General features: G+C 56.4%; 24 protein-coding genes. 4 read left to right on the plus strand and 20 right to left on the minus strand.

The features are described from left to right. Positions 1 to 35: 35 nt before the first annotated feature. From uvrC to orn, 13 genes are all read right to left on the minus strand, one after another. Complete coding sequence (gene uvrC / locus CA948_RS07065) at positions 36 to 1,859, minus strand: excinuclease ABC subunit UvrC (protein ID WP_108727667.1); 1,824 nt, start codon at positions 1,857 to 1,859, stop codon at positions 36 to 38. Then, entirely contained in the window at positions 1,822 to 2,877 is a 1,056-nt protein-coding gene (gene nagZ, locus CA948_RS07070; RefSeq protein WP_108727668.1) for a beta-N-acetylhexosaminidase, read from the minus strand. The genes uvrC and nagZ overlap by 38 nt, the downstream gene beginning before the upstream one ends. Next, positions 2,874 to 3,332, minus strand: a complete 459-nt coding sequence (gene acpS / locus CA948_RS07075; RefSeq protein WP_094198380.1) for a holo-ACP synthase — start codon at positions 3,330 to 3,332, stop codon at positions 2,874 to 2,876. The genes nagZ and acpS overlap by 4 nt, the downstream gene beginning before the upstream one ends. 130 nt (positions 3,333 to 3,462) lie before the next feature. Next, a complete protein-coding gene (paaK, locus tag CA948_RS07080; protein ID WP_042481657.1) occupies positions 3,463 to 4,776 on the minus strand; it encodes a phenylacetate--CoA ligase PaaK in 1,314 nt (437 codons plus the stop codon). Between the two features lie 67 nt (positions 4,777 to 4,843). Further along, complete coding sequence (paaI, locus tag CA948_RS07085; RefSeq protein ID WP_108727669.1) at positions 4,844 to 5,311, minus strand: hydroxyphenylacetyl-CoA thioesterase PaaI; 468 nt, start codon at positions 5,309 to 5,311, stop codon at positions 4,844 to 4,846. Continuing rightward, positions 5,311 to 6,102 carry a 2-(1,2-epoxy-1,2-dihydrophenyl)acetyl-CoA isomerase PaaG gene (gene paaG / locus CA948_RS07090; protein ID WP_094197101.1) on the minus strand — a complete coding sequence of 264 codons (792 nt, stop codon included), beginning with the start codon at positions 6,100 to 6,102 and terminating at the stop codon, positions 5,311 to 5,313. The genes paaI and paaG overlap by 1 nt, the downstream gene beginning before the upstream one ends. Positions 6,103 to 6,116: 14 nt before the next feature. Next, a complete protein-coding gene (paaN, locus tag CA948_RS07095) occupies positions 6,117 to 7,781 on the minus strand; it encodes a phenylacetic acid degradation protein PaaN (protein ID WP_094197102.1) in 1,665 nt (554 codons plus the stop codon). A gap of 83 nt (positions 7,782 to 7,864) precedes the next feature. Next, a complete protein-coding gene (gene paaE / locus CA948_RS07100; RefSeq protein WP_094197103.1) occupies positions 7,865 to 8,947 on the minus strand; it encodes a 1,2-phenylacetyl-CoA epoxidase subunit PaaE in 1,083 nt (360 codons plus the stop codon). A gap of 4 nt (positions 8,948 to 8,951) precedes the next feature. Continuing rightward, entirely contained in the window at positions 8,952 to 9,452 is a 501-nt protein-coding gene (paaD, locus tag CA948_RS07105; protein ID WP_094198381.1) for a 1,2-phenylacetyl-CoA epoxidase subunit PaaD, read from the minus strand. Between the two features lie 5 nt (positions 9,453 to 9,457). Further along, entirely contained in the window at positions 9,458 to 10,222 is a 765-nt protein-coding gene (gene paaC / locus CA948_RS07110) for a 1,2-phenylacetyl-CoA epoxidase subunit PaaC (RefSeq protein WP_108727670.1), read from the minus strand. 8 nt (positions 10,223 to 10,230) lie between these two features. Continuing rightward, positions 10,231 to 10,515, minus strand: coding sequence for a 1,2-phenylacetyl-CoA epoxidase subunit PaaB (gene paaB / locus CA948_RS07115; RefSeq protein WP_094197105.1), 285 nt, complete (start codon positions 10,513 to 10,515; stop codon positions 10,231 to 10,233). A gap of 94 nt (positions 10,516 to 10,609) precedes the next feature. Beyond that, complete coding sequence (gene paaA / locus CA948_RS07120; protein ID WP_094197106.1) at positions 10,610 to 11,602, minus strand: 1,2-phenylacetyl-CoA epoxidase subunit PaaA; 993 nt, start codon at positions 11,600 to 11,602, stop codon at positions 10,610 to 10,612. A gap of 288 nt (positions 11,603 to 11,890) precedes the next feature. Further along, positions 11,891 to 12,436, minus strand: coding sequence for an oligoribonuclease (gene orn, locus CA948_RS07125; protein ID WP_094197107.1), 546 nt, complete (start codon positions 12,434 to 12,436; stop codon positions 11,891 to 11,893). A 43-nt stretch (positions 12,437 to 12,479) separates the two neighbouring features. Here orn and CA948_RS07130 point away from each other — a divergent pair, with 43 nt between their 5' ends. Together CA948_RS07130 and rsgA are read left to right on the plus strand one after the other, a co-directional pair. Beyond that, the gene (locus tag CA948_RS07130) at positions 12,480 to 13,727 is read left to right on the plus strand and encodes a M48 family metallopeptidase (protein WP_108727671.1); all 1,248 of its coding nucleotides are present in this window, start codon (positions 12,480 to 12,482) and stop codon (positions 13,725 to 13,727) included. After that, the gene (rsgA, locus tag CA948_RS07135; RefSeq protein WP_108727672.1) at positions 13,724 to 14,623 is read left to right on the plus strand and encodes a ribosome small subunit-dependent GTPase A; all 900 of its coding nucleotides are present in this window, start codon (positions 13,724 to 13,726) and stop codon (positions 14,621 to 14,623) included. The genes CA948_RS07130 and rsgA overlap by 4 nt, the downstream gene beginning before the upstream one ends. 87 nt (positions 14,624 to 14,710) lie before the next feature. Here rsgA and CA948_RS07140 read toward each other — a convergent pair whose 3' ends face one another. Together CA948_RS07140 and rplS are read right to left on the minus strand one after the other, a co-directional pair. Then, entirely contained in the window at positions 14,711 to 15,382 is a 672-nt protein-coding gene (locus CA948_RS07140) for an NUDIX hydrolase (protein WP_094198382.1), read from the minus strand. 152 nt (positions 15,383 to 15,534) lie between these two features. After that, positions 15,535 to 15,909, minus strand: coding sequence for a 50S ribosomal protein L19 (rplS, locus tag CA948_RS07145; protein WP_094197110.1), 375 nt, complete (start codon positions 15,907 to 15,909; stop codon positions 15,535 to 15,537). 271 nt (positions 15,910 to 16,180) lie between these two features. On the opposite strand from rplS, the gene CA948_RS17665 reads away from it, so the two are divergent. Next, a complete protein-coding gene (locus CA948_RS17665) occupies positions 16,181 to 16,456 on the plus strand; it encodes a lipoate-protein ligase small subunit (protein WP_162496894.1) in 276 nt (91 codons plus the stop codon). Further along, positions 16,453 to 17,223, plus strand: coding sequence for a lipoate--protein ligase family protein (locus CA948_RS07150; protein WP_162496895.1), 771 nt, complete (start codon positions 16,453 to 16,455; stop codon positions 17,221 to 17,223). Before CA948_RS17665 ends, CA948_RS07150 begins: the two co-directional genes overlap by 4 nt. Positions 17,224 to 17,256: 33 nt before the next feature. Here CA948_RS07150 and CA948_RS07155 read toward each other — a convergent pair whose 3' ends face one another. The 5 genes from CA948_RS07155 to CA948_RS07175 form a co-directional block, all read right to left on the minus strand. After that, positions 17,257 to 17,451, minus strand: coding sequence for a hypothetical protein (locus tag CA948_RS07155; RefSeq protein WP_094197111.1), 195 nt, complete (start codon positions 17,449 to 17,451; stop codon positions 17,257 to 17,259). Between the two features lie 300 nt (positions 17,452 to 17,751). Next, positions 17,752 to 18,393 carry a peroxiredoxin gene (locus CA948_RS07160; RefSeq protein WP_094197112.1) on the minus strand — a complete coding sequence of 214 codons (642 nt, stop codon included), beginning with the start codon at positions 18,391 to 18,393 and terminating at the stop codon, positions 17,752 to 17,754. 185 nt (positions 18,394 to 18,578) lie between these two features. After that, positions 18,579 to 20,396, minus strand: a complete 1,818-nt coding sequence (locus tag CA948_RS07165) for an acyl-CoA dehydrogenase (RefSeq protein WP_094197113.1) — start codon at positions 20,394 to 20,396, stop codon at positions 18,579 to 18,581. A gap of 108 nt (positions 20,397 to 20,504) precedes the next feature. Then, complete coding sequence (locus CA948_RS07170) at positions 20,505 to 21,434, minus strand: electron transfer flavoprotein subunit alpha/FixB family protein (RefSeq protein WP_086060209.1); 930 nt, start codon at positions 21,432 to 21,434, stop codon at positions 20,505 to 20,507. Next, on the minus strand, positions 21,435 to 22,184 hold the full coding sequence (locus CA948_RS07175) for an electron transfer flavoprotein subunit beta/FixA family protein (RefSeq protein WP_094197115.1): 750 nt from the start codon (positions 22,182 to 22,184) through the stop codon (positions 21,435 to 21,437). Positions 22,185 to 22,187 lie beyond the last annotated feature (3 nt).

A 22,187-nucleotide genomic window follows, 5' to 3' on the forward strand; every position in this document is an offset into this window, starting at 1 on the left:
TGGATACCAACCTAATTTAAAACAAAGGCTCTCGCCTATCGTAAAGCATGATAAATGCGTTCGGCCAGTTCAACGGATATTCCATCAACCGCACTGAGCTCATCAATACTGGCATCGGCAACCCCGCTAAAACCACCAAAGCGGGCTAACAGACGCTGACGCCGTTTGGCGCCAATCCCGTCAATATCTTCCAGGCGTGACACATTACGCGTTTTGGCACGTTGAGCGCGCATGCCCGTAATGGCAAAACGGTGCGCTTCGTCACGTACCTGAGCAACCAGCATCAGTGCCGCAGACTCCACCCCCAAAGCCACAGGCGGGCGATCATCGGCAAATACCAGGGTTTCCAGACCTACTTTACGCTTTTCACCCTTGGCAACACCGACCAGAACATGAATATCCAGGCCCAGTTCCACAAAAACCTGACGGGCGATCTCGATCTGACCCTTGCCTCCATCAATCAAAACAATGTCGGGCAAGGGCGCCAAACCCTCTGCAACCCGCGAGAACCGTCGGTTCAGCACCTGGCGCATGGCCGCGTAATCGTCACCGGGCGTGATGCCTGCAATGTTGTAGCGGCGATAAAGCGAATTCTGCATTTCATGGTGTTTATAAACCACACACGAGGCCTGTGTGGCCTCCCCTGCTGTGTGACTGATGTCAAAGCACTCGATGTGCAAGGCATCGAGCTGTGCCTCATCCAGATCCAGTTGCAAGGCTTCGGCCAGTGCCCGGGTGCGATCGGCACGGGCGGTCGATTCACTTAAGACCCGGGCCAATGCCAGGCCAGCATTCTTGGTAGCCTGCTCCAGCCAGATCTTGCGCACACCTTGGGGGCGCACCACGACACGCGCCTTCACCCCCGTCTGCTCGGCCAGCAAAGGCATCAGGTCTGCATCGGGTAAGGCGTGTGAGCACACCAGAACCGGCGGCATGCGACGCTCCAGATAGTGCTGGGCGATAAATGCCGCCAGCACATCACTGGGAGTGTCATCGTTGATTTGTGTGGGAAAGAAAGCGCGGTCGCCCAGGTGACGGCCACCACGCACCATGGCCAGGTTCACACAGAACTTACCACCGGCGTTCAGCACCACAATAATGTCCACATCTTCCTTGCCCACCTGCTCCATGCTTTGCTGCTGCAGCACGGCCGACAAGGCTTTCATCTGATCACGCAGGGCCGCCGCCTGCTCAAAGTCCAGGGCGTCAGAGGCCTGCATCATGCGCTCTTGCAGCTCGCCCAGAATTTCCGCCGTATTACCATCCAGAAAACTGATGGCGCGCTGTACATCAAGCTGATACTGCTCGGGCGAGATCAGGTTGACACAGGGTGCCGAACAGCGCCCGATCTGGTGCAGCAAACAGGGGCGACTACGGTTGGCGTAGACGCTGTCCTCACAGGTGCGCAAACGAAATACCCGTTGCAGGATCTGAATGGTTTCACGCACCGCCCAGGAGTTGGGATAAGGGCCGAAGAAATGCCCCTTCCCGCTGGTACTGCCCCGGTAATAAGCAATACGCGGCGCCTGGTGGGCGCTGATCATCAAGTAGGGGTAGGACTTGTCGTCCCGGAAAAGAATGTTGTAGCGCGGCCGCAGACGCTTGATAAGGTTGTTTTCCAGCAGCAAGGCTTCAGCCTCGCTGCGGGTCACGGTGACCTCGATGCGCGCGACGCGCGCCACCATATGGGCAATACGGGGACTGCTCAGCGTTTTCTGGAAGTACGAGCTGACACGGCGCTTGAGATCACGCGCCTTGCCCACATACAGTACCTCGCCCTGTTCGTCGATATGCCGGTACACGCCCGGCAGATTCGGCAAATCAGACAGATAGGATTTTAGATTGAAGTCCGCGGGCATATTGATAGTGTTCATCCGCTTGCAAAGCGTCCCAATCCAAGGCTGGCGTGGTGGGCATCAGACGACGAATGCGGTTTTGCGATTCCTCGGACATCGTGAAGTCCAGGCGCGAGAGCAAGTCGTCGGCCAGATCAGGACGATTGCATACAAGCACCATGTCGCAACCGGCCCCCAAGGCGGCCTGAGCACGTGCCAGGATATCGCCCACAACAGTGGCGCCTTCCATGGTTAGGTCGTCAGAGAAAATCACACCATCATAAGCAAGGGCTTTGCGCAGCACGCGTTGAATCCAATAGGGTGAAAAACCGGCTGGCAGTGGGTCAACCTTGGAGTAAATCACATGAGCGGGCATCACCGAGGGTAATTGCAAAGTGCCCAGCCAACCGTAAGGGGCCGCATCCTCATCCAGAATTTCTTCCAGGCTACGGTCATCGACGGGGATCTCGTGATGCGAATCCGCCTCTACCCCGCCATGCCCTGGAAAATGTTTGCCACAAGCGGCCATGCCCGCTTTGTTCAGGCCACGAATCAAGCCGGCAGCCAACATGGACACGGCGCGCGGGCTGCGGTGGAAAGAACGGTCACCAATCACTTTGCTAACCCCCCAGTCCAGATCCAGCACGGGTGTAAAGCTCATGTCCACACCGCAGGCGCGCAGCTCGGCAGCCAGCACATAGCCTGTGTCGGCAGCGACGGCAGCCGCCTTGACGGCATCACGCGTCCAGAGTTGACCAAGCTGGCTCATGGCGGGCAAAGTCGTAAAACCGTCTTCGCGGAAACGCTGGACGCGGCCACCTTCGTGGTCCACGGCAATCAACAAAGGCTCATTGCGTACTTCGTGAATGGACTGGCACAGAGCGGTCAGTTGGGCACGGCTTTCAAAGTTGCGACTGAACAGGATCACGCCGCCGACCAATGGATGACGCAGGCGCTCGCGCTCCTGATCCGTCAGAACCATGTCTTGTACGTCCACCATGACCGGGCCCGGAGGCAATACTGCTTGCGAGGAAAAACTCATTTAGTGTCAGACTCAGCTAAGGGTAAAGGGGATACTTCCGGCGCTTTGGCTTCCAGCACCACAAAGGCCATGGCCATATCGGATTCATCCGTCAGGGAAATATGGACGGCCCCGAACCGGGCATCAAACCAGCGGCGCAGATCTGCGGACAGGTGCACCGCAGGACGGCCTCCGGGTGCATTCAGGGTTTGCATGCGCGACCAGGCCATCGGCATGCGCATGCCCAGCCCCACCGCCTTGGAAAAGGCTTCCTTGGCCGCGAAACGGGTGGCCAGATAGCGCAGGCCACGCACCGGATCACGTGCCTGACGGCGGGCGTAGACTTCGCGCTCTTGCTCGCCCAGGATGCGCTTTACAAAGCGATCACCATGACGAGCCAAGGCGCGCTCGATCCGGTCAATACGGATCAGGTCGGTGCCGATGCCGGCAATCAAACCGGGCTGTATTGGGGGCATGATGTCATCGGAAAAAAAACGCAAAAACGGCCTGCGCCGCCTACCAGCTTGCAATGATACCGTGAGAGCGCCGAATACAAAAACGGCCCTGCCTGGGCAGAGCCGTTTTTTTACTTCAGGCCAGGCACGTTCAGAACGCGCGCTTGTCGATCACGCGTTTGGCTTTACCGGTTACGGTACGCTCGACCATGCCGGAGGACTGCACCCGGATACGTGCGCTGACACCGATAAAGGTCTTGATAGAGTGAGTCAAACGACGGGCCAGTTGCTCGCGCTGGGCTTCATTCAAATGATTGAACTCGGCACGCACTTCCACCAGAATTTCCAGCTCGTCCATATTGCCATTACGGCTCAGAACCAGTTGATATTGGGCAGCCAGCTCAGGCATTTTCAGAACCAGTTCTTCGACCTGGGTCGGGAACAGGTTCACGCCACGCACAATCAACATATCGTCGCTGCGGCCCGTGATCTTGCCGATGCGGCGCATGCTACGCGAAGTAGGAGGCAACAACTGTGTCAAATCGCGAGTGCGGTAGCGAATGACAGGCATGGCTTCCTTGCTCAAGGAGGTAAAGACCAACTCACCGCTTTCGCCCTCGGCCACCGGTTCGCCGGTTTCAGGGTTGATGATTTCCGGGTAGAAATGGTCTTCCCACACCACTGGGCCGTCCTTGCTTTCCACACACTCCATGGCCACGCCTGGGCCCATCACTTCGGACAGACCGTAGATGTCCACGGCATCAATACCGGCACGCTGCTCAATGTCCAGGCGCATCTGGCCTGTCCAGGGCTCGGCACCAAAAATACCGATACGCAGGGAGGTATCGCGTGGGTCCATACCCTGACGCTCAATCTCTTCGACGATATTGCAGAAGTACGAGGGGGTCACAAGAATCACGTCGGGACGGAAATCCTGAATCAGCTGAACTTGTTTTTCAGTCTGGCCACCGGACATGGGGACCACGGTACACCCCAGACGCTCGGCACCGTAATGCGCACCCAGACCGCCGGTGAACAGGCCGTAGCCGTAAGCCACGTGAGCAATGTCACCGGGACGGGCACCGGCCGCCCACATGGAACGGGCAAACAAGTCTGCCCAGGTGGAAATGTCCTTCGCGGTATAGCCAACCACGGTAGGCTTGCCCGTGGTGCCGCTGGAAGCGTGAACACGTGCTACCTGCTCACGGGGAACCGCAAACATCTTGAAGGGGTAGTTGTCACGCAAATCTTGCTTGGTCGTGAAGGGGAACTTGGAAATATCCGACAACTGCTTCAAATCGTCGGGGTGTACGCCCGCTTCATCAAATTTCTGCCGGTAATGCGGCACATTGTCGTAAGCATGCTTTAGCGTCCATTTCAGACGTTCCAGTTGCACGTTACGGATTTCGTCAACACTGGCATGCTCGATGGCATCGCGGCCAACCTGTTCTTTAATTGCTGTCATGGTGTACTCCTGCCCTGCCGCTGGTGTGGTACTACCGACCCCCCCGGGGTCCACAGGGTATGTATCGTCAAAAATTATTTTTTTCAATCCCGCCCAATACCGTGCCATTTAGCCGGTACGAGCGCCCACGGAACAAGGCAATGCGCTTGTCGTTCTGGTTGACCACCTCGATGTCGTAGACACCGGTGCGGCCTGCCAGGGACGCCTCGACAGCGCGAGCTGTCAGGACATCCCCTTCAAAAGCAGGTGCCAAGTAATCGATAGTGCAACCGGACGCAACCGTCGGTGCATTGCGAGAATTGCAGGCAAACGCAAAGGTGCTGTCAGCCAAGGCAAAGATGAAACCACCGTGACAGGTCTTGTGGCCGTTGAGCATGTCGGCGCGCACCGTCATGCTCATATTGGCTGCACCCGGTGCCACGCTGTCCAGGCTCAGGCCCAGGCCCTGAGAGGCCTGGTCATTGCCATACATATGCTCGCTGACCTGTTGGGCCAGCGTTTGTGGGTCTTCAACAGCAAGTGCGTTGCTTTGCATTACTTTCCTTTGAATTGGGGGGCACGTTTGCCCAGGAATGCATTAACACCCTCGCGATAATCCTCGGATGCACCCAGTTCACGCATCAAGTCGCGCTCCAGATCCAGCTGTTGATCAAGCGAATGGGCATCACTGGCATAAATTGCTTTCTTGGCATAGGCCAGACCTTTGGTCGGCGCCTGTGCAAAATGAGCTGCCAGCTCATTCAGGCGAGCCTGAAACGCGTCGTCATCCACACATTCCCAGATCAGGCCCCACTGAGCTGCCTGCTCGGCCGAGAGCTTATCGCCCAGCAAAGACAGCCCCATGGCACGCGCTGTACCCACCAGACGCGGCAAGAAGAAGGTACCGCCGGTATCGGGCAAGAGGCCCAGACGGCAGAAAGGCTGGATGAAGCTCGCCGAGCGGGTGGCGATCACGATGTCACCGGCCAAGGCCAGGTTGGCTCCGGCACCGGCTGCCACACCATTGACGCCGACCACCACAGGGGCCGCCAGCGCGCGCAGACGACGCACCAGCGGTGCATAGAATTTTTCAATGGTGGCACCCAAATCCACGGGAGCATCACCGGCGCTCATCTGACGCTCGGACAAATCCTGACCCGCGCAAAAGCCACGGCCATTACCCGTCAGAATCAGTACACGCAAATCGGTGCACTGTTCGACTTTATCCAGGGCCTGAGCCAGCTCACCGTGCATATCGGCCGTAAAGCTGTTGAGCTTGTCGGGACGATTCAAGGTAATGCGTGCTACGCCATTTTCCAGCTGAAATTGAATACTTTGGTCAGTCACCTGGCCACCCTCCTTTAGAAATGCCAGCGAGTCTGAACGACACGGAAACGATTAGCAACATAGGCCGAATCCGACAGGGATGCGTTAGCGGCCGGGTTGGCGCCCGTGCCGTGGAAGTCGCTGTAAGCGGCGGTCTGGTTGATGAACACAGCTCCGGTCAGGTTCAGGGACAGAGACACGCCGGAACGCTCGGCCATGCGCTGGATCTTGGCGGTCACCGCATCATCGGTGCTGTAAGCCGACAAGGTCAGAGCACCGTGCTCAATCACGTTGCGACCGGCCACTTCAATGCTTTGCTCGGTCGAATCGGTTTGCACCACAAACACGATGGGGCCAAACCACTCTTGCTGGATCTCGGGCTGGTCCACTCGGGCCTGCAAGACCAGCGGTGTGCGTACGCGGGCACCGGGAAATGCGGGGTGTTCCAGCGTCTGGCTGTCAGCCAGGATAGGCATGCCCAGTTGGCGAGCCTGATCAATACGCTGTGCGCAGGCTTCGTTTTGCACGGCGCCGGTAATTTCAACGGCACGGGCCGGATCGGACACCAGCTTTTGCACGGCTTGTGCCAAACCTTGAGCGACTTCATCAAAGCTCATCACGCCATCGGCAGTACGGATACCATCGCGAGGCACATAGATGTTTTGAGGAGCGGTACACATCTGGCCGGAATACAGCGCAAAGGAGAAAGCCAGATTGCGGGCAACAGCCTTGAAATCATCAACCGAATCAATAATGACCTGGTTCACACCGGCTTTTTCGGTGTAGACCAAAGCGTGGCGAGCATTTTCTTCCAGCCAGTTACCGTTCTGGCTGCTGCCGGTAAAGTCGATCAGCTTGACGGCCTTGTTCATGGCCAGTTGCTGGGCGGTGTCTTCTTGAGGCTCGTGAGCGGCCAGCAAGACCACATTAGGATTGAAACCGGCTTCGGCCAGCACATCGCGGGCGACGGCAACGGTAATGGCCAAAGGCAGGATTGCGCCAGGATGCGGCTTCACAATCACGGTGTTGCCGGTAGCCAGGGAAGCAAACAGGCCTGGATAACCGTTCCAGGTCGGGAAGGTGGAGCAACCAATCACCAGACCTACGCCACGGGGCACCACCTTGAACTGCTTCTTCATCTGGATGGGATCGTGCTTGCCCTGGGGCTTGATCCAGTCAACCAGACCAGGGATACGGGACATTTCCTGCCAGGCATAGGCCACAGCTTCCAGCGCACGCTCCTGAGCGTGAGGGCCACCGGCCTGGAAGGCCATCATGAAGCCCTGGCCCGTGGTGTGCTGCACAGCGTGAGCAATCTCGAAGCTGCGCTGGTTCAAGCGATGCAGAATTTCCAGGCAGATACCAACCCAGGCTTGCGGGCCAGCGTCACGCCAGCTGTCCAGCGCCAGTTGCGACTGGGCCAACAATTGATCCACGGGAACTTTGGGGTAACGAATGCCCAGATCAAAACCAAAAGGCGATTGCTCATTGCCCACTTCTCCTTGGGCGCCTTCCAGCGTCAAAGGAAAAGCTTTGCCGCGGTAGGCTTCAAAAGCAGCCTGACCATCCTGAGCCGCAGTTTCGCCGTAGGCGCGCGGGCTGGGATTTTCAGGATAAGCGCTCCAGAAGTTGCGCTCCAGAATGCTGCTCAACGCGTGATCCAGCGTCGCCTGATGCGTTTTGAAAAAATCTGCTGCCATACAATGTGCTCCTGAAACTAGTAGGACGCCAAGCTGGGAAGCTGGCGTCCAAATTCTTGGAAAACCGCTTGTTCGCTGCGGTCTTAGGTTTCCTGATCGAAGTCAATGACCACCCGGTCGGTCACCGGAAAGCTTTGACAACTGAGCACGAAACCGCGGGCTACTTCGTAATCTTCCAGTGCAAAGTTGGCGTCCATGTCCACTTCGCCCTCTACCACTTTGCAACGGCAGGTAGAACAAACCCCACCCTTACAGGAATAAGGCAACTCCAGCCCTTGCTCCAGTGCCGCATCCAAAATACTGCTGTTGCTCTTGCTGATGGTCAGGTTGCGAGTAATGCCATCCTGAATCACGGTCAGTTCACACTCTTCCTTACCCGGAGCCTTGCGCGACTCCTCGCCCGTACGCAAGGCACGCGGGCCTTTAGGGGCACCGAACAGCTCGAACTTGATCTGGGATTTTTCCAGGCCATTTTCCTGCAAGGCGGCAACCACCTGCTCGCTCATGTCCTGGGGACCGCAGACAAAGGCCACATCCACACTGGCGGGATCGAACCATTGCTGCATTAGCTGACGTACTTTTTCGCCGTCCAGACGACCGTTGAACAAGTCAATATCCTGCGTTTCCCGGCTCATGATATACACGATGGAGAAACGTTCCATATAGGTGTTTTTCAGGTCCTCGATCTCTTCGCGGAACATGATGGCCGAGGAAGCGCGATTACCGAAAAACAGCGTGAAGGTCGATTTTGGCTCGGTATCCAGCGCGGTTTTCACCAGCGACAGAATCGGGGTAATACCACTACCGACCGCAAAGGCGGCGTAACGATGGGCCTGGCTGGGATCAAAGTCCACGGTAAAGTTGCCATCAGGTGGCATGACTTCCAGGGTGGCACCCGCTTCCAGATGGCTGTTGGCCCACGTGGAGAACGCCCCATCATTGACACGCTTGATCGCCACGCGCAGCAAACGGTCGTGCGGTGCCGCACAGATCGAATAGGAGCGGCGCAGTTCCTGGCCGTCCAGATGGGTGCGCAAGGTCAGGTACTGACCGGGGCGGAACTGAAACACATCCTGCAAATCGTCGGGCACGGTAAAAGCCACCACCACGGCATCGCGGGTGCTGCGGGAGACCGAGGCCACAGGAAGGGAATAAAACTGACTCATAGGACTAATGCGCCTTAAAGTAATCGAATGGTTCACCGCAGCTGATGCAGCGATACAGCGCCTTACAGGGTGTAGAGCCAAACTGGCTGATTACCCGTGTATGCGTGGAGCCGCATTGAGGACAGGCCACCACGGGCGCCTCGGGCTGACGCAGCAAACCAGAAATATCAACTGCACTTTGGGCCGGAGGAGCGATACCGTAGTCGCGCAAGGCCACTTTGCCCTGCTCGCTCATCCAATCGGTCGTCCAGGCCGGTGACAACTTGGTCTCTACCCGAACCTGCTCGATACCGGCCTGTTGCAAAGCCTGTTCAATCGAGTGGCTCATCTCGTACATCGCCGGACAACCGGAGTAAGTCGGTGTGATGGTGACCACACACACGCCCTGCTCCCAATTCACGTCACGCACAATGCCCAGGTCCAGCAAGGAGATCACGGGGATCTCCGGATCTGGAACCGTGGCCAATACTTGCATGACCTGCTCGGTGCTCCAGGTCTGTGTCATGACGATCACCAAGTGGCGTCGGGGTACATACGTGGCAGATGCTGCATTTCCGCCAGCAGATACCCTAACGCTTCCGTGTGACGGCCTTGTGGACCACCGCGATAAGCCTTGTGCTGAGCATCCTGCTCGGCCGGGCAACGCAAGGTGGCACGCTCGAGCGCATTTTGGATGTATTCCAGGCAAGGCTGCCACAGACTGGCCATCAAAGGCACGGCTTGGCGCTGAGCCAGTTCCTCGGTGATCTCGTCATCCAGAAACAACTCACCCAGATAGAACCAGGCATCATCAATGGCTTGCTGCATGCGTTTGTGGCTCTCTGGCGTACCATCGCCCAGGCGCACAATCAGGTCGGTCGAGCGCCGCAGGTGATACAGCACTTCCTTATGCGCCTTCTGGGCAATTTCACGAATCTGCTCGTCGCTGGATTCGATCAACTCCTCCAGCAGGAAGCAATGCCAGGCATCAAACAGAAACTGACGTGCCAGCGTGTCGCCATAGTGACCATTCTCGCGCTCGACCAGCAGGTAGTTGGTGTACTCGTGAACATCACGGTGATAGGCCAGACGATCTTCGTCACGGCCCTGGCCTTCGGTTTCGCCAGCCAGAGTCAGCCACATGCGAGCCTGACCCAACAGGTCCAGTGCGGTATTGGCACAGGCCAACTCTTCTTCCAGAGCCGGGCCGTGGCCAGTCCACTCACCCAGACGCTGTGCCAGCACCAAGGTGGAATCGCCCATGCGCAGGGCGTAAGAAAACAGGGCTTTATCCATGCCGGTTCCTACATATTGATGCCGTCAGGCATTGGAAAAAAAGTAGGGTGGCGGTAGACCTTGCTGTTGGAAGGCTCGAACAGCGGGCCTTTGTCGCCAGGGCTGGAGGCCGCGATATCGGCGGCACGCACGACCCAGATGCTCACGCCTTCATTACGGCGGGTGTACACATCGCGGGCATTGTTAATCGCCATTTCGGCGTCCGGAGCGTGCAGGCTGCCCACATGTTTGTGGGCCAGGCCGTGCTGGCTGCGAATGAAAACTTCCCACAGGGGCCAATCGTTCTTGCTCATAACTGAAAATTCCTTGCTGTGCAGCAGTGCTGTCAAAGCGCCTGCTGCGAATCGGATCGAATCAGAAACCGTACCGGCTTCTTAGCCTTGATGATCAGGCTACCTTGCGGACGCCTTCCTGCTTTTGGGCATGGGCATCCAGTGCATCACGGAACCAGGCGCCATTTTCGTGGGCCTGGACTCGGGCTTGGAGTCGCTCACGATTACAGGGACCATTGCCCTTGATCACTGCCCAGAATTCTTCCCAGTCAATCTCGCCAAAGTCGTAGTGACCGCGCTCTTCGTTCCAGCGCAGATCAGGGTCGGGAATGGTCAGGCCCAGGTACTCGGCCTGAGGTACGGTCTGATCCACCATCTTCTGACGAAGTTCGTCGTTGGAGAACAGCTTGATTTTCCACTGCATGGACTGAGCGCTGTTGGTGGAGTCCGCATCGGAAGGACCGAACATCATCAAGGCAGGCCACCACCAGCGGTTGATGGAATCCTGAACCATCGCCTTTTGCTCGGGCGTGCCATGCAAGCACATCTGGAGCAGCAAGTCGTAACCCTGGCGCTGGTGGAAGGATTCTTCCTTGCACACACGTACCATGGCACGGGCGTAAGGACCATAGGAGCAACGGCACAGCGGAATCTGGTTAATGATGGCCGAGCCGTCAACCAGCCAGCCGATCATGCCGATATCGGCCCAGTTCAGTGTGGGGTAATTAAAAATGCTGGAATACTTAGCTTTGCCCGACAGCAAGTCATCGACCAGCTTGTCACGGCCTACGCCCAGTGTTTCGGCAGCGCTGTACAGGTACAGACCGTGACCGGCCTCATCCTGCACCTTGGCCATCAAGATGGCTTTGCGTTTGAGCGAAGGGGCGCGGGTAATCCAGTTGCCTTCAGGCAGCATCCCGACGACCTCGGAGTGCGCGTGCTGAGAGATCTGGCGCACCAAGGTTTTGCGATAGGCTTCGGGCATCCAGTCCCTGGCTTCGATGCGGACACCCTCATCGATGCGCTCTTGGAACCGACGTTCTTCGTCGGACATCTGCTCGACATCCTGGACCTGCTTGACGCCTGTCTCTACAAGTTGTGCATACATGACCATCCCCGGTAAGAGTGCTGAAAGCGCCCAAACAAATTTTGTTTCGACGCAAACCATATACACTTCATTATTTAATACGAAAAATGTGATGTCAATTGCAAAACCGTATCATATGAGCCCAGAACAGATACTTTAAGGGTAAATACTTAGACGTAAAAAAACCGAGGAGCGACAAATCGCTATCCTCGGTTTTAATCCAGCCAAAGCGCCCCCACCTAGAACAGGCTGCCCGATTACCTATCTGGCTCGGACCCGCGCAACATCGGCCTTGCCTGTTCTTGCTGCTTACAGACGGATGAAGTGCTCGCGGTAGTGTTTCAATTCATCAATCGACTCATAAATATCGGCCAAGGCCTCGTGACGGCTTTGCTTGACGAAACTTTTAACCACTTCAGGCTTCCAACGCAAGGCCAGCTCTTTGAGCGTACTGACATCCAGATTACGGTAGTGAAAGAAGGCTTCCAGGCGGGGCATGTAGCGGTACATGAAACGGCGGTCCTGACTGATGGTATTGCCGCACAAAGGCGATTTGCCAGCCGGTACGTGCTCTTTCAGGAAGTCCAGCAACTGGTCCTCGGCCTGCGCCTCGGTCAGGGTAGAAGCTTTGACCTTGTCGATCAGGCCACTGCGGCCATGCGTACCCTTGTTCCAGGCGTCCATGCCATCGAGCAATGCATTGCTTTGATGAACCACCAGAACCGGGCCTTCGGCCACCAGAGTCAAGTCTGCTTCTGTTACCACGACCGCAACTTCAATGATGCGCTCTTTGTCCGGATCCAGTCCTGTCATCTCCATATCGAGCCAGACCAGACGCTGTGTATGAACCGCCATATAATCATTCCTCAAAACGCCCATTTTACATATAGCCACCTACATGCTGACCTTGTTGTTCATTATCTTTCTGCTTGCAGACGTTTTGCTGCGCTTTTATCTAGGCCTGCGCCAGATCCGGCACGTTTATCGTCATCAAAACGAGGTGCCTGCCGAGTTTTCCGAACGCATTGGCCTGCATAGCCATCAACGTGCAGCGCGCTACACCATCGCACGCACCCGACTGGGCTTGAGCGAGCGTCTGGTCGAAGCCCTGGTGCTGCTAGGCTTTACGCTGCTGGGAGGCTTGCAATGGCTGGATGTCACGCTGGGCAACTGGATCAGCCATGAGCTGCTGCGTCAGCTCGCCCTGATTGGCGCGGTATTAGCGATTATGGGTGTCGTGGGCCTACCTTTTGCCTGGTATCGCAAATTTGTACTGGAAGCACGCTTTGGTTTTAACCGCATGAAGCCCGCGCTGTTCTTTGCCGATATCGCAAAAACGCTGCTTATCATCCTGATTCTGGGTACCCCCTTGTGTGCCGCCCTGCTCAGTCTGATGGATTGGGCTGGCCCATCCTGGCCCTGGTACGGCTGGGGACTGTGGCTGGTTTTCAACCTGCTAGTGCTGTGGCTGTACCCGCGTGTTATCGCCCCCATTTTCAATACGTTCAAACCGCTGGAAGATACCAGCCTGCGTGAGCGCATCAATGCCCTGGCGCAGCGTTGCGGCTTTCAGACCAATGGCTTGTACGTAATGGATGGCTCGCGCCGCTCCGCCCATGGCAATGCGTACTTCACCGGCCTGGGTCGCCAAAAGCGCATCGTATTTTTTGATACCTTGCTAAACAAGCTGCAACCCGAAGAAGTGGAAGCCGTGCTGGCGCATGAGCTGGGTCACTTCAAACATCGCCATATACAACGTCGCCTGCTGATCAGCGTGCTCACATCCCTGATCTTTTTCCTGCTGGCTGGCTGGGCCTGGGGCAAGGTGGGTTTTTATACCGGGCTGGGCGTCATTCCACAACTGGGCCGCCCCAACGATGCCCTGGCTCTGATCCTGTTCTTCATGGTGGTACCCACCTTCACCTTCTGGATGGGCCCCTTGAGCGCCCTGCTCTCGCGCCGGGATGAGTATCAGGCCGACAGCTTTGCCGCCCAGCACAGCCAGGCCCAAGACTTGATCAGCGCCCTGCTCAAGCTCTATAACGACAATGCCGCAACCCTGACACCCGACCCTGTGCACTCTGCCTTTTACGATAGCCACCCCAACGCGATTGATCGCATCCGACACCTGAAAAGCCTGGCATGACATCCAAATACATTAGCGGTCTTGTGACTGCCGCCCACGGTCGCCACTACTTTGTCGAGCTGCCTGATGGCGAAACCATCAAGTGCTTTCCACGCGGAAAAAAAGCCGGAATTGCGGTTGGCGATCAGGTCAATGTACTGATGCAGGCCAAAGGAGAAGGCTCTATTGAAGCGGTGCAGGAGCGACGCAATCTGCTGTATCGCTCTGACGATTTCCGCACCAAGCAGTTTGCGGCCAATATCGATCAGCTTCTCATTGTGGTCGCGCCCGAACCCGCTTATGCCGAAGACTTGCTGGGGCGCGCCCTGGTCGCGGCCTGGAGTGTAGATATTGAGCCGGTGATTATTCTGAACAAGGCTGATCTGAGCACTCACCTGGAACGTGCGCGCGCCAAGCTGGCCCCCATCGCCGCTTTGGGCGTGCCTATTCTGGAAATGGTCGCACTGGAACCGGAACAGACTCGCGCAGCCTTGGCCCCTTGGCTGGCGAACAAACGCACCTTGCTGCTGGGACAAAGCGGCATGGGCAAATCCACCCTGCTCAATGCTCTGGTCCCGGAAGCAGGCGCGCTGACCCAGGAATACTCGCAAGCTTTAGGCGCAGGCCGCCATACCACCACCAGTACCCGCCTGTATCACCTGCCCAATAGCGGCGACCTGATCGACAGCCCCGGTTTCCAGGCCTTTGGCCTGTCGCACATGACACAGGAAGATATTGCGCACGGTTTCCCCGACTTTCGCAAAGCCGTGGAGTCCTGCCGCTTTTATAACTGCACCCACAGGCATGAGCCGGGCTGTGGCGTACTGGCCGCTATCGAAGCAGGCAGCATCCACCCTGAGCGGCACGCGCTATACCAACGACTACTGGCCGAGCACGAAAACAAGCCACGTTATTAAGGGAATGAGGGGCGAAACACAATGCCCCTTTTTTTTGAAGGCAGGATCCGCTGATCCGCTGCCAGAGTGCCCGCTTGACGGGCCTGATTACAGGCCGTTGGACCGAGTATCCCCGCCAGCGGACAACTGCACCCAGGCAGCCGACAAATGGTGGTAGAGATTGCGGATCAAGACCGCTGTGGCACCCCAGATAAAATATGAGCCCCAAGGAATCGAAAAGTAATAGCGTCCCGCCCCATCCGGCAAATCCGCGTGGTGCAACTGATGGCGCTGCGGGTCTAACAAGACCGACAAGGGCACTTCAAAAACCTCGGCCACTTCGGAACTATCGGGCAAGACCTGAAAGCCCTCTTGCAACTCGCCAATAATGGGGCGCATTGCAAACTGGGTACTGGTGACAAAAATAGGATGCTGACCCAGGTAACGCACAAAGCGCGGCTCGATGCCGATCTCTTCCTGGGTTTCACGCAGGGCCGCTTCTACGGGCCCCAGATCCGACGCCTCGATACGCCCACCAGGAAAACTGATCTGCCCAGCATGGTTATGCAAATGCATGGCCCGACGTGTAAAAATGACGGTGGGCCCCTCCGGGCGCTGCATCACGCCAATACACACGGCGGAGCGCACATTCATGGAACCGGGCAAAAACTCTGGATAAAAGGAGCCGCGAAACAACGGCTCGACCTGCCACTGGATGGGCTGGGCAAAGGCACTACGCAGAAAATCCAGTTGCTGGGCCTGAGCAGGCAATTCAGGCAAAGCGTCTAATGCAACCAGGGGCTGGCTGCGAGGGTCGAACCCAGGAACGATAACGGGCCTGATACGAGGCTTATCCATAAGAACGGGTAGTGATCCCACATAAAGACAAAGGCACCCGCCTGGGTGCCTTTGCATCGCTGTTCGCTAGGGGATTAGTTACCCGAACGACGAACGAGTTTTTCTTTGATGCGAGCGGCTTTACCCGAGCGTTCGCGCAGATAGTACAGTTTAGCACGACGTACAGCGCCACGGCGCTTGACTTCGATGCTGGCGATCTGCGGGGAATACAGTTGGAATGTACGCTCAACGGCTTCGCCAGAAGAAATCTTGCGAACGGTGAAAGCAGAATTCAGACCACGGTTGCGACGGCCAATAACCACGCCTTCGTAAGCCTGCACGCGCTTGCGTGTACCTTCAACCACGTTTACGTTCACAACAACAGTGTCACCAGGACCGAACTCGGGAGGCAGCTTGCCACCGGTCAGGCGCTGGATTTCTTCTTGCTCAAGAATAGCGATCAAATCCACGATTGACTCCAAAACCATCGTATCAGCCGCACACATTATAAAAATCGCGCTGACAGAGGATGAAAAAATGATTAGCCAATGATTCTATCAGTAAAAGGCTTAAATCACCAAGCCTTTTGAGTGATTACGGCTGCGTTTCCAGGCGTTTAACTACGTTAAAATACGACACTTTGGGCATCATGCCCCTGTATTAAACGCAGTAAAAGCGCAGATTTACTCGCTTCGCCTCTCCCTTGGCAAAAAGGGCCGACCTTATTAAAGGACACAGTCTATGCATGCTGAATACAAAGTTCCTGGCGGCAAGCTGGTCGTGATCGATCTGGATGTCAAAGACCATATGATCGAACAAGCACGACTGAGCGGCGATTTCTTTCTGGAACCTCCCGAAGCACTGGGCCTGATCAATCAAGCCCTACAGGGCTTGTCCGTCAATAGCAGCGCCGAAGAAATTGCGGCTCACGTTAGCCGCGCCCTACCTACCAACATCGATATGTTCGGCCTGGACTCGCAGGCGATTGGCGTGGTCGTGCGGAGGGCCTTGGCATGATGAGCTGGAACGAGTTGCCTTGGGAGCTGATCCATATGGAGCCGCAGCCCGCTGCCCTGCATATGGCGCTGGATGAAATTATTACCCAGGAAGTCAGTGAAGGCACCCGCGCCCCTACCCTGCGTATCTGGGAGTGGCAGGAAGCTGCTGTAGTAATTGGACGTTTCCAGTCCCTGCGAAATGAAATTGAAGCCGAGGCCGCCGCCCATCACGGTATTCGTGTGGTGCGTCGCATCAGTGGCGGTGGCGCCATGTTTATCGAACCTGGCAATACCATTACCTATTCGCTTAGCGTGCCCAAACAATTTGTAGCCGGCATGACCTTTCAGGAGTCCTACGAGTTTCTGGACTCATGGGTCATTGAAGCCCTGCGCGACATTGGTATTGATGCCTGGTACCAACCGCTGAACGACATTACCAGCGCCGGTGGAAAAATTGGGGGTGCCGCACAAGCACGACGTGGCAATGCCGTCTTGCATCATGTCACCATGGCCTACGACATTGATGCTGACAAGATGTTGGAAGTTCTACGCATCGGCAAAGAAAAGCTCTCAGACAAAGGCACCACCAGTGCCAAGAAACGCGTGGACCCTATCCGCAGCCAAACAGGTATGAGCCGTGAAGCGGTTATAGAAGCCATGCTGGATATATTCCGCAAAAAGACGGCTCTTAAACCCGGCACACTACCCACTTCAACATTGGAACAGGCCGAAAAACTGGCACGCGACCGCTTCCTGTCAAACGACTGGACACAACTGGTGCCCTGATCGCCCCCTCTGGAGCAGCACAAGGACGTGGCTTCAAAACCCGCCCATGCTGCCCAACCATAACAAGCCAGGAATACTGGCACCCCACACAGCAACCAAACACACATCCATGACCTTGGCTTTGAAAGACAAGGGCTTGTTAAATGGACTGGAAGAAGCTGCAGAGCGAACCGGGCCACGGAAACGTGGAGTGGCTTGCGGACGGTAATGACGGCTTGGACTAGACATGGCTAACTCCATTTACTGTTTTCTTATACAGTACTGTACTTAAAACCAGCAACCAGTGCAATCAGTACCTATCATGATGTTGCGCTTGCCCCACTGACACACTGCAAACCCAGTCCTGACACCACTTACAGCCAATTGGCCATAAAGCGTACCATCCCAGCCCTAACCGTCTTCGCGACTGAAAAGCCACTTGCATCCAGTGCTTTGCACAGTAGTTCCATACCGTAACGATGCCCACAAAAAAGCCCTCGTGCCATAAGCAGGAGGGCTTTCTGTCTGAGCCTAAAGGCCAAGTAGCAATTACTTGTTAGGCTGAGGCGTCACACGCAGGTAGGGACGAATCTCGGTGTAGCCTTTAGGGAACTTCTGCTTCAGAACTTCAGGATCTTTCAGGCTAGGAACGATAATCACATCGTCGCCGTCTTCCCAGTTCACTGGCGTAGCCACGCTGTGGCTGTCGGTCAGTTGCAGGGAATCGATCACGCGCAGAATTTCGTTGAAGTTGCGGCCCGTGCTGGCAGGGTACGTAATGATCAGACGCACTTTCTTGGCAGGGTCGATGATAAACACCGAACGCACTGTCACGGTGGTGCTGGCATTGGGGTGGATCATATCGTACAGATCCGACACCTTGCGATCCGCGTCAGCCAGGATGGGGAAATTAACGGTGGTTTTTTGAGTTTCGTTGATATCGTCAATCCACTTGCCGTGGGAATCAACATCATCAACGGAAACAGCAATTACTTTTACGTCGCGCTTGGCGAACTCGTCCGCCAGCTTGGCGGTATAACCCAGTTCGGTGGTGCACACAGGCGTAAAGTCGGCTGGGTGGGAGAACAAGACGCCCCAGCTATTACCCAGAAACTCGTGAAATTTGATGGTGCCGGCGGAGGATTTTTGTTCAAAATCAGGGGCCAGGTCACCCAGACGAAGTGTAGCCATTGCGTTCCTCTTTTTGAAATGCAGCCGCGATCAGGAGATCGTCAACTTAAATGATCAGGACTAGTCAGATGATTTTGTCAGTATAAAGAGCGCGTTTCAAATAATTTAAAGCTATATCAATATACCGAAAAAAGGCCCGGCAGCCAAACAACTGCACGGGCCTTGATGGCTTGAGCCAGGTCAACTTACAGCAGTTCGGTCGTCAGGTAAGGCATCAGCTCCGCACCATCAGCCACGGATTGAGCCAAAGCATTAGCACGTGGCAACAAGTGGCTGGCAAAGAACACGCTGGTCGACAGCTTGCGGCGCAGGAATGGATCCTGATCACCTTCGCTCAGTGCTTTTTCTGCTGCCAAGGCGGCACGAGCCATCTGCCAGCCGGTCAACACATAGCCGGACAGCATCAGGAAAGGTACGCTGCCCAGGAACACGGCAGGCAGGTCTTTCTGAGCGTTCATCAAGGTGAACATGGCAGCACGTTCCACACTCTTGACACCTGCCTCCAAACGATCAGCGATCAGGGTCAGTGCAGCTTTGTGCTCACCACCTTGAGCCGCACGTTCACGCAGCTTGGCAACAGTCGCGCCCAGCTCAGGAGCCAGGCCCTGGATCACAGCGCCGGCATCACGCAGCACCTTGCGACCGATAAAGTCGTTGGCCTGAATGGCAGTGGTGCCTTCATAAATAGGCAAAATGCGCGAATCGCGGTAGTGCTGGGCCGCACCGGTTTCTTCGATAAAGCCCATACCGCCATGCACCTGCACACCCAGGGAAGTGACTTCCAGAGACATTTCAGTGCTGAAACCCTTGACCACAGGCACCAGGAATTCGTACAGAGCCTGATACCGCTTGCGGGCATTTTCATCTGCACTGTGACGCGCCTTGTCGTTCACACCAGCGGCGAAGTAAGCCAACGCGCGGGAGCCTTCCGTCAGGGCACGCATTTGCACCAGCATGCGCTGTACGTCGGGGTGATGGGCAATCGACACGGCCTTGCCGCCAGTCAGAGGCGCACCCTGCACACGATCGTTGGCGTATGCAAGGGCCTGCTGGAATGCACGTTCGGCCACAGCGATACCCTGCACGCCCACCGCGTAACGAGCCGCGTTCATCATGATGAACATGTACTTCAGGCCTTCGTTTTCCTTGCCGACCAGGTAGCCGACAGCGCCCTCGCCCACATCGCCTTTGCCTGAGCCATACAACAGTACAGCGGTTGGGCTGCCATGAATGCCTAGCTTGTGCTCCAGCGATGCACACCAGACGTCGTTACGAGCGCCCAAAGAGCCATCGTCGTTCACCATGAACTTGGGCACGATAAATAGCGAAATCCCTTTCACGCCGGCAGGTGCGTCGGGCGTGCGGGCCAGCACCAGATGGACGATGTTCTCGGCCATATCGTGCTCACCGTAAGTGATGAAAATCTTTTGCCCGCTGATGCGATAGCTGCCGTCATCTTGAGGAACTGCGCGGCTGGCAACCTGGGCCAGATCCGAACCGGCCTGAGGCTCAGTCAGGTTCATGGTGCCGGTCCAGCGGCCTTCCAGCAAAGGCGGCAGGAAGCGTTCTTTCTGTTCGTCTGAACCCACCATGGACACGGCTTCGATCACGCCATCGGTCAGCAAAGGACACAGGGAAAAAGCCAGGTTGGCGGCATTGATGTTTTCACACGCCACGGCACCGATCAGCTTGGGCAGACCTTGGCCGCCCAGTTCAGCTTCGTGCTGCAAACCTTGCCAGCCGGCTTTGGCAAATTCTTCAAAGGCTTTTTTAAAGCCGGGTGTGGTGGTGACCACACCGTCATTCCATTTGGCACCATTCTGATCACCGGCGCGGTTCAAAGGTGCGACTTCCTGCTCAACGAAGCGGGCGTTCTCATCAATAATGGCATCGATCAACTCGGCCGAGAAATCCTCAAAGCCAGGCAATTCCAGCACACCAGGTAGATCAGCCAGCTCTTTAAGTGCAAAGCGGATGTCTTGGGTGGGTACACGATACGTCATGAACACTCCTACACAGAAACAAAAAGGACCGAAGCCACAACCAGGCCCCTGGGGTATACGCACTGAAAAAAAGCCTGCTGGAAAAGTATCCAGCAGGCCGTTTGGCGCTTAGAGCGCTTTTTCTAACTCAGGCACAGCCTCAAACAGGTCCGCGACCAAACCGTAGTCAGCCACGCCAAAAATAGGCGCTTCGGGATCTTTATTGATGGCCACAATGACCTTGGAGTCCTTCATGCCAGCCAAGTGCTGGATGGCACCAGAGATACCCACAGCCACGTACAACTGAGGAGCGACGATCTTACCGGTCTGCCCCACCTGCCAGTCGTTCGGTGCATAGCCGGCGTCCACTGCAGCGCGCGAGGCACCCAGGGCAGCACCCAACTTGTCAGCCAGACCGTCCAGCAATTTGAAGTTTTCGGCGCTGCCCATACCACGGCCACCGGACACGACCACACCGGCACCTGCCAGTTCAGGACGGTCGCTCTTGGCTACTTCACGGCTGACGAACGTCGAACGGCCCGAATCTGCCACAGCGCTCAGCTCCTCAACAGCGGCACTACCACCTTCAGCGGCCACAGCGTCAAACGCGGTGGTACGCACGGTGATCACTTTCACGGCATCGCTGGACTGAACGGTGGCCACAGCGTTACCGGCATAAATCGGACGGGTGAAGGTGTCTGCCGACTCGACGGACAAGATGTCCGACAATTGGGCGACATCCAGCTTAGCGGCCACGCGAGGAGCAATGTTCTTGCCCGAAGCGGTGGCAGGGAACAGGATGTGGCTGTAGTTCGAAGCAATGGCCAGCACTTGGGCTGCCACGTTCTCGGCCAGACCCTCAGCCAATGCAGGCCCATCGGCCAGCAGCACTTTGCTGACACCCTGGGCTTTGGCAGCCGCCTGGGCCACGCCAGCGGCCTGATTACCCGCGACCAGAACATGCACATCACCGCCGATCTTCTGAGCGGCAGCCAGGGCATTGAGTGTTGCAGCCTTCAGCTGCTGATTGTCGTGCTCGGCAATAACAAGGATAGCCATTTAAATCACCTTCGCTTCGTTCTTCAGTTTCTCGACCAGTGTGGCAACATCGGGCACCATGATGCCAGCAGCACGAGCTGGGGGCTCGGTCACTTTCAAGGTTTTGATACGAGGAGCCACATCAATGCCCAGTTCTTCAGGAGTCAGGGTTTCCAACGGCTTTTTCTTGGCCTTCATGATGTTGGGCAGTGTCACGTAACGAGGCTCGTTCAAGCGCAGGTCAGTAGTGATCACGGCAGGCAGGCTCAGTTTCAGTGTTTCCAGGCCACCGTCCACTTCACGAGTGACCGATACGCTATCGCCCGACACTTCAACTTTGCTGGCAAATGTGGCTTGTGGCCAGTCCAGCAAGGCAGCCAGCATCTGGCCGGTCTGGTTGGCGTCATCGTCGATCGCCTGTTTGCCCAGGATCACCAACTGAGGCTGTTCTTTGTCCACCACGGCCTTGATCAGCTTGGCCACGGCCAAAGGCTGCAACTCGACGTCGGTTTGTACCAAAGTGGCCCGATCAGCCCCAATGGCCAGCGCCGTGCGCAAGGTTTCCTGGCTTTGCGCCACACCGCAAGAAACAGCAATCACTTCAGTGGCTGCACCGCTTTCTTTGAGGCGGGTGGCCTCTTCGACAGCGATTTCGTCAAAGGGGTTCATGGACATTTTCACATTGGCAATGTCCACCCCGGTTTGGTCAGATTTCACGCGTACCTTGACGTTATAGTCAACTACGCGTTTCACGGGTACTAACACCTTCATGTA

The sequence above is a fragment of the Alcaligenes aquatilis genome, from assembly GCF_003076515.1.
Lineage (GTDB): Bacteria > Pseudomonadota > Gammaproteobacteria > Burkholderiales > Burkholderiaceae_B > Alcaligenes > Alcaligenes aquatilis.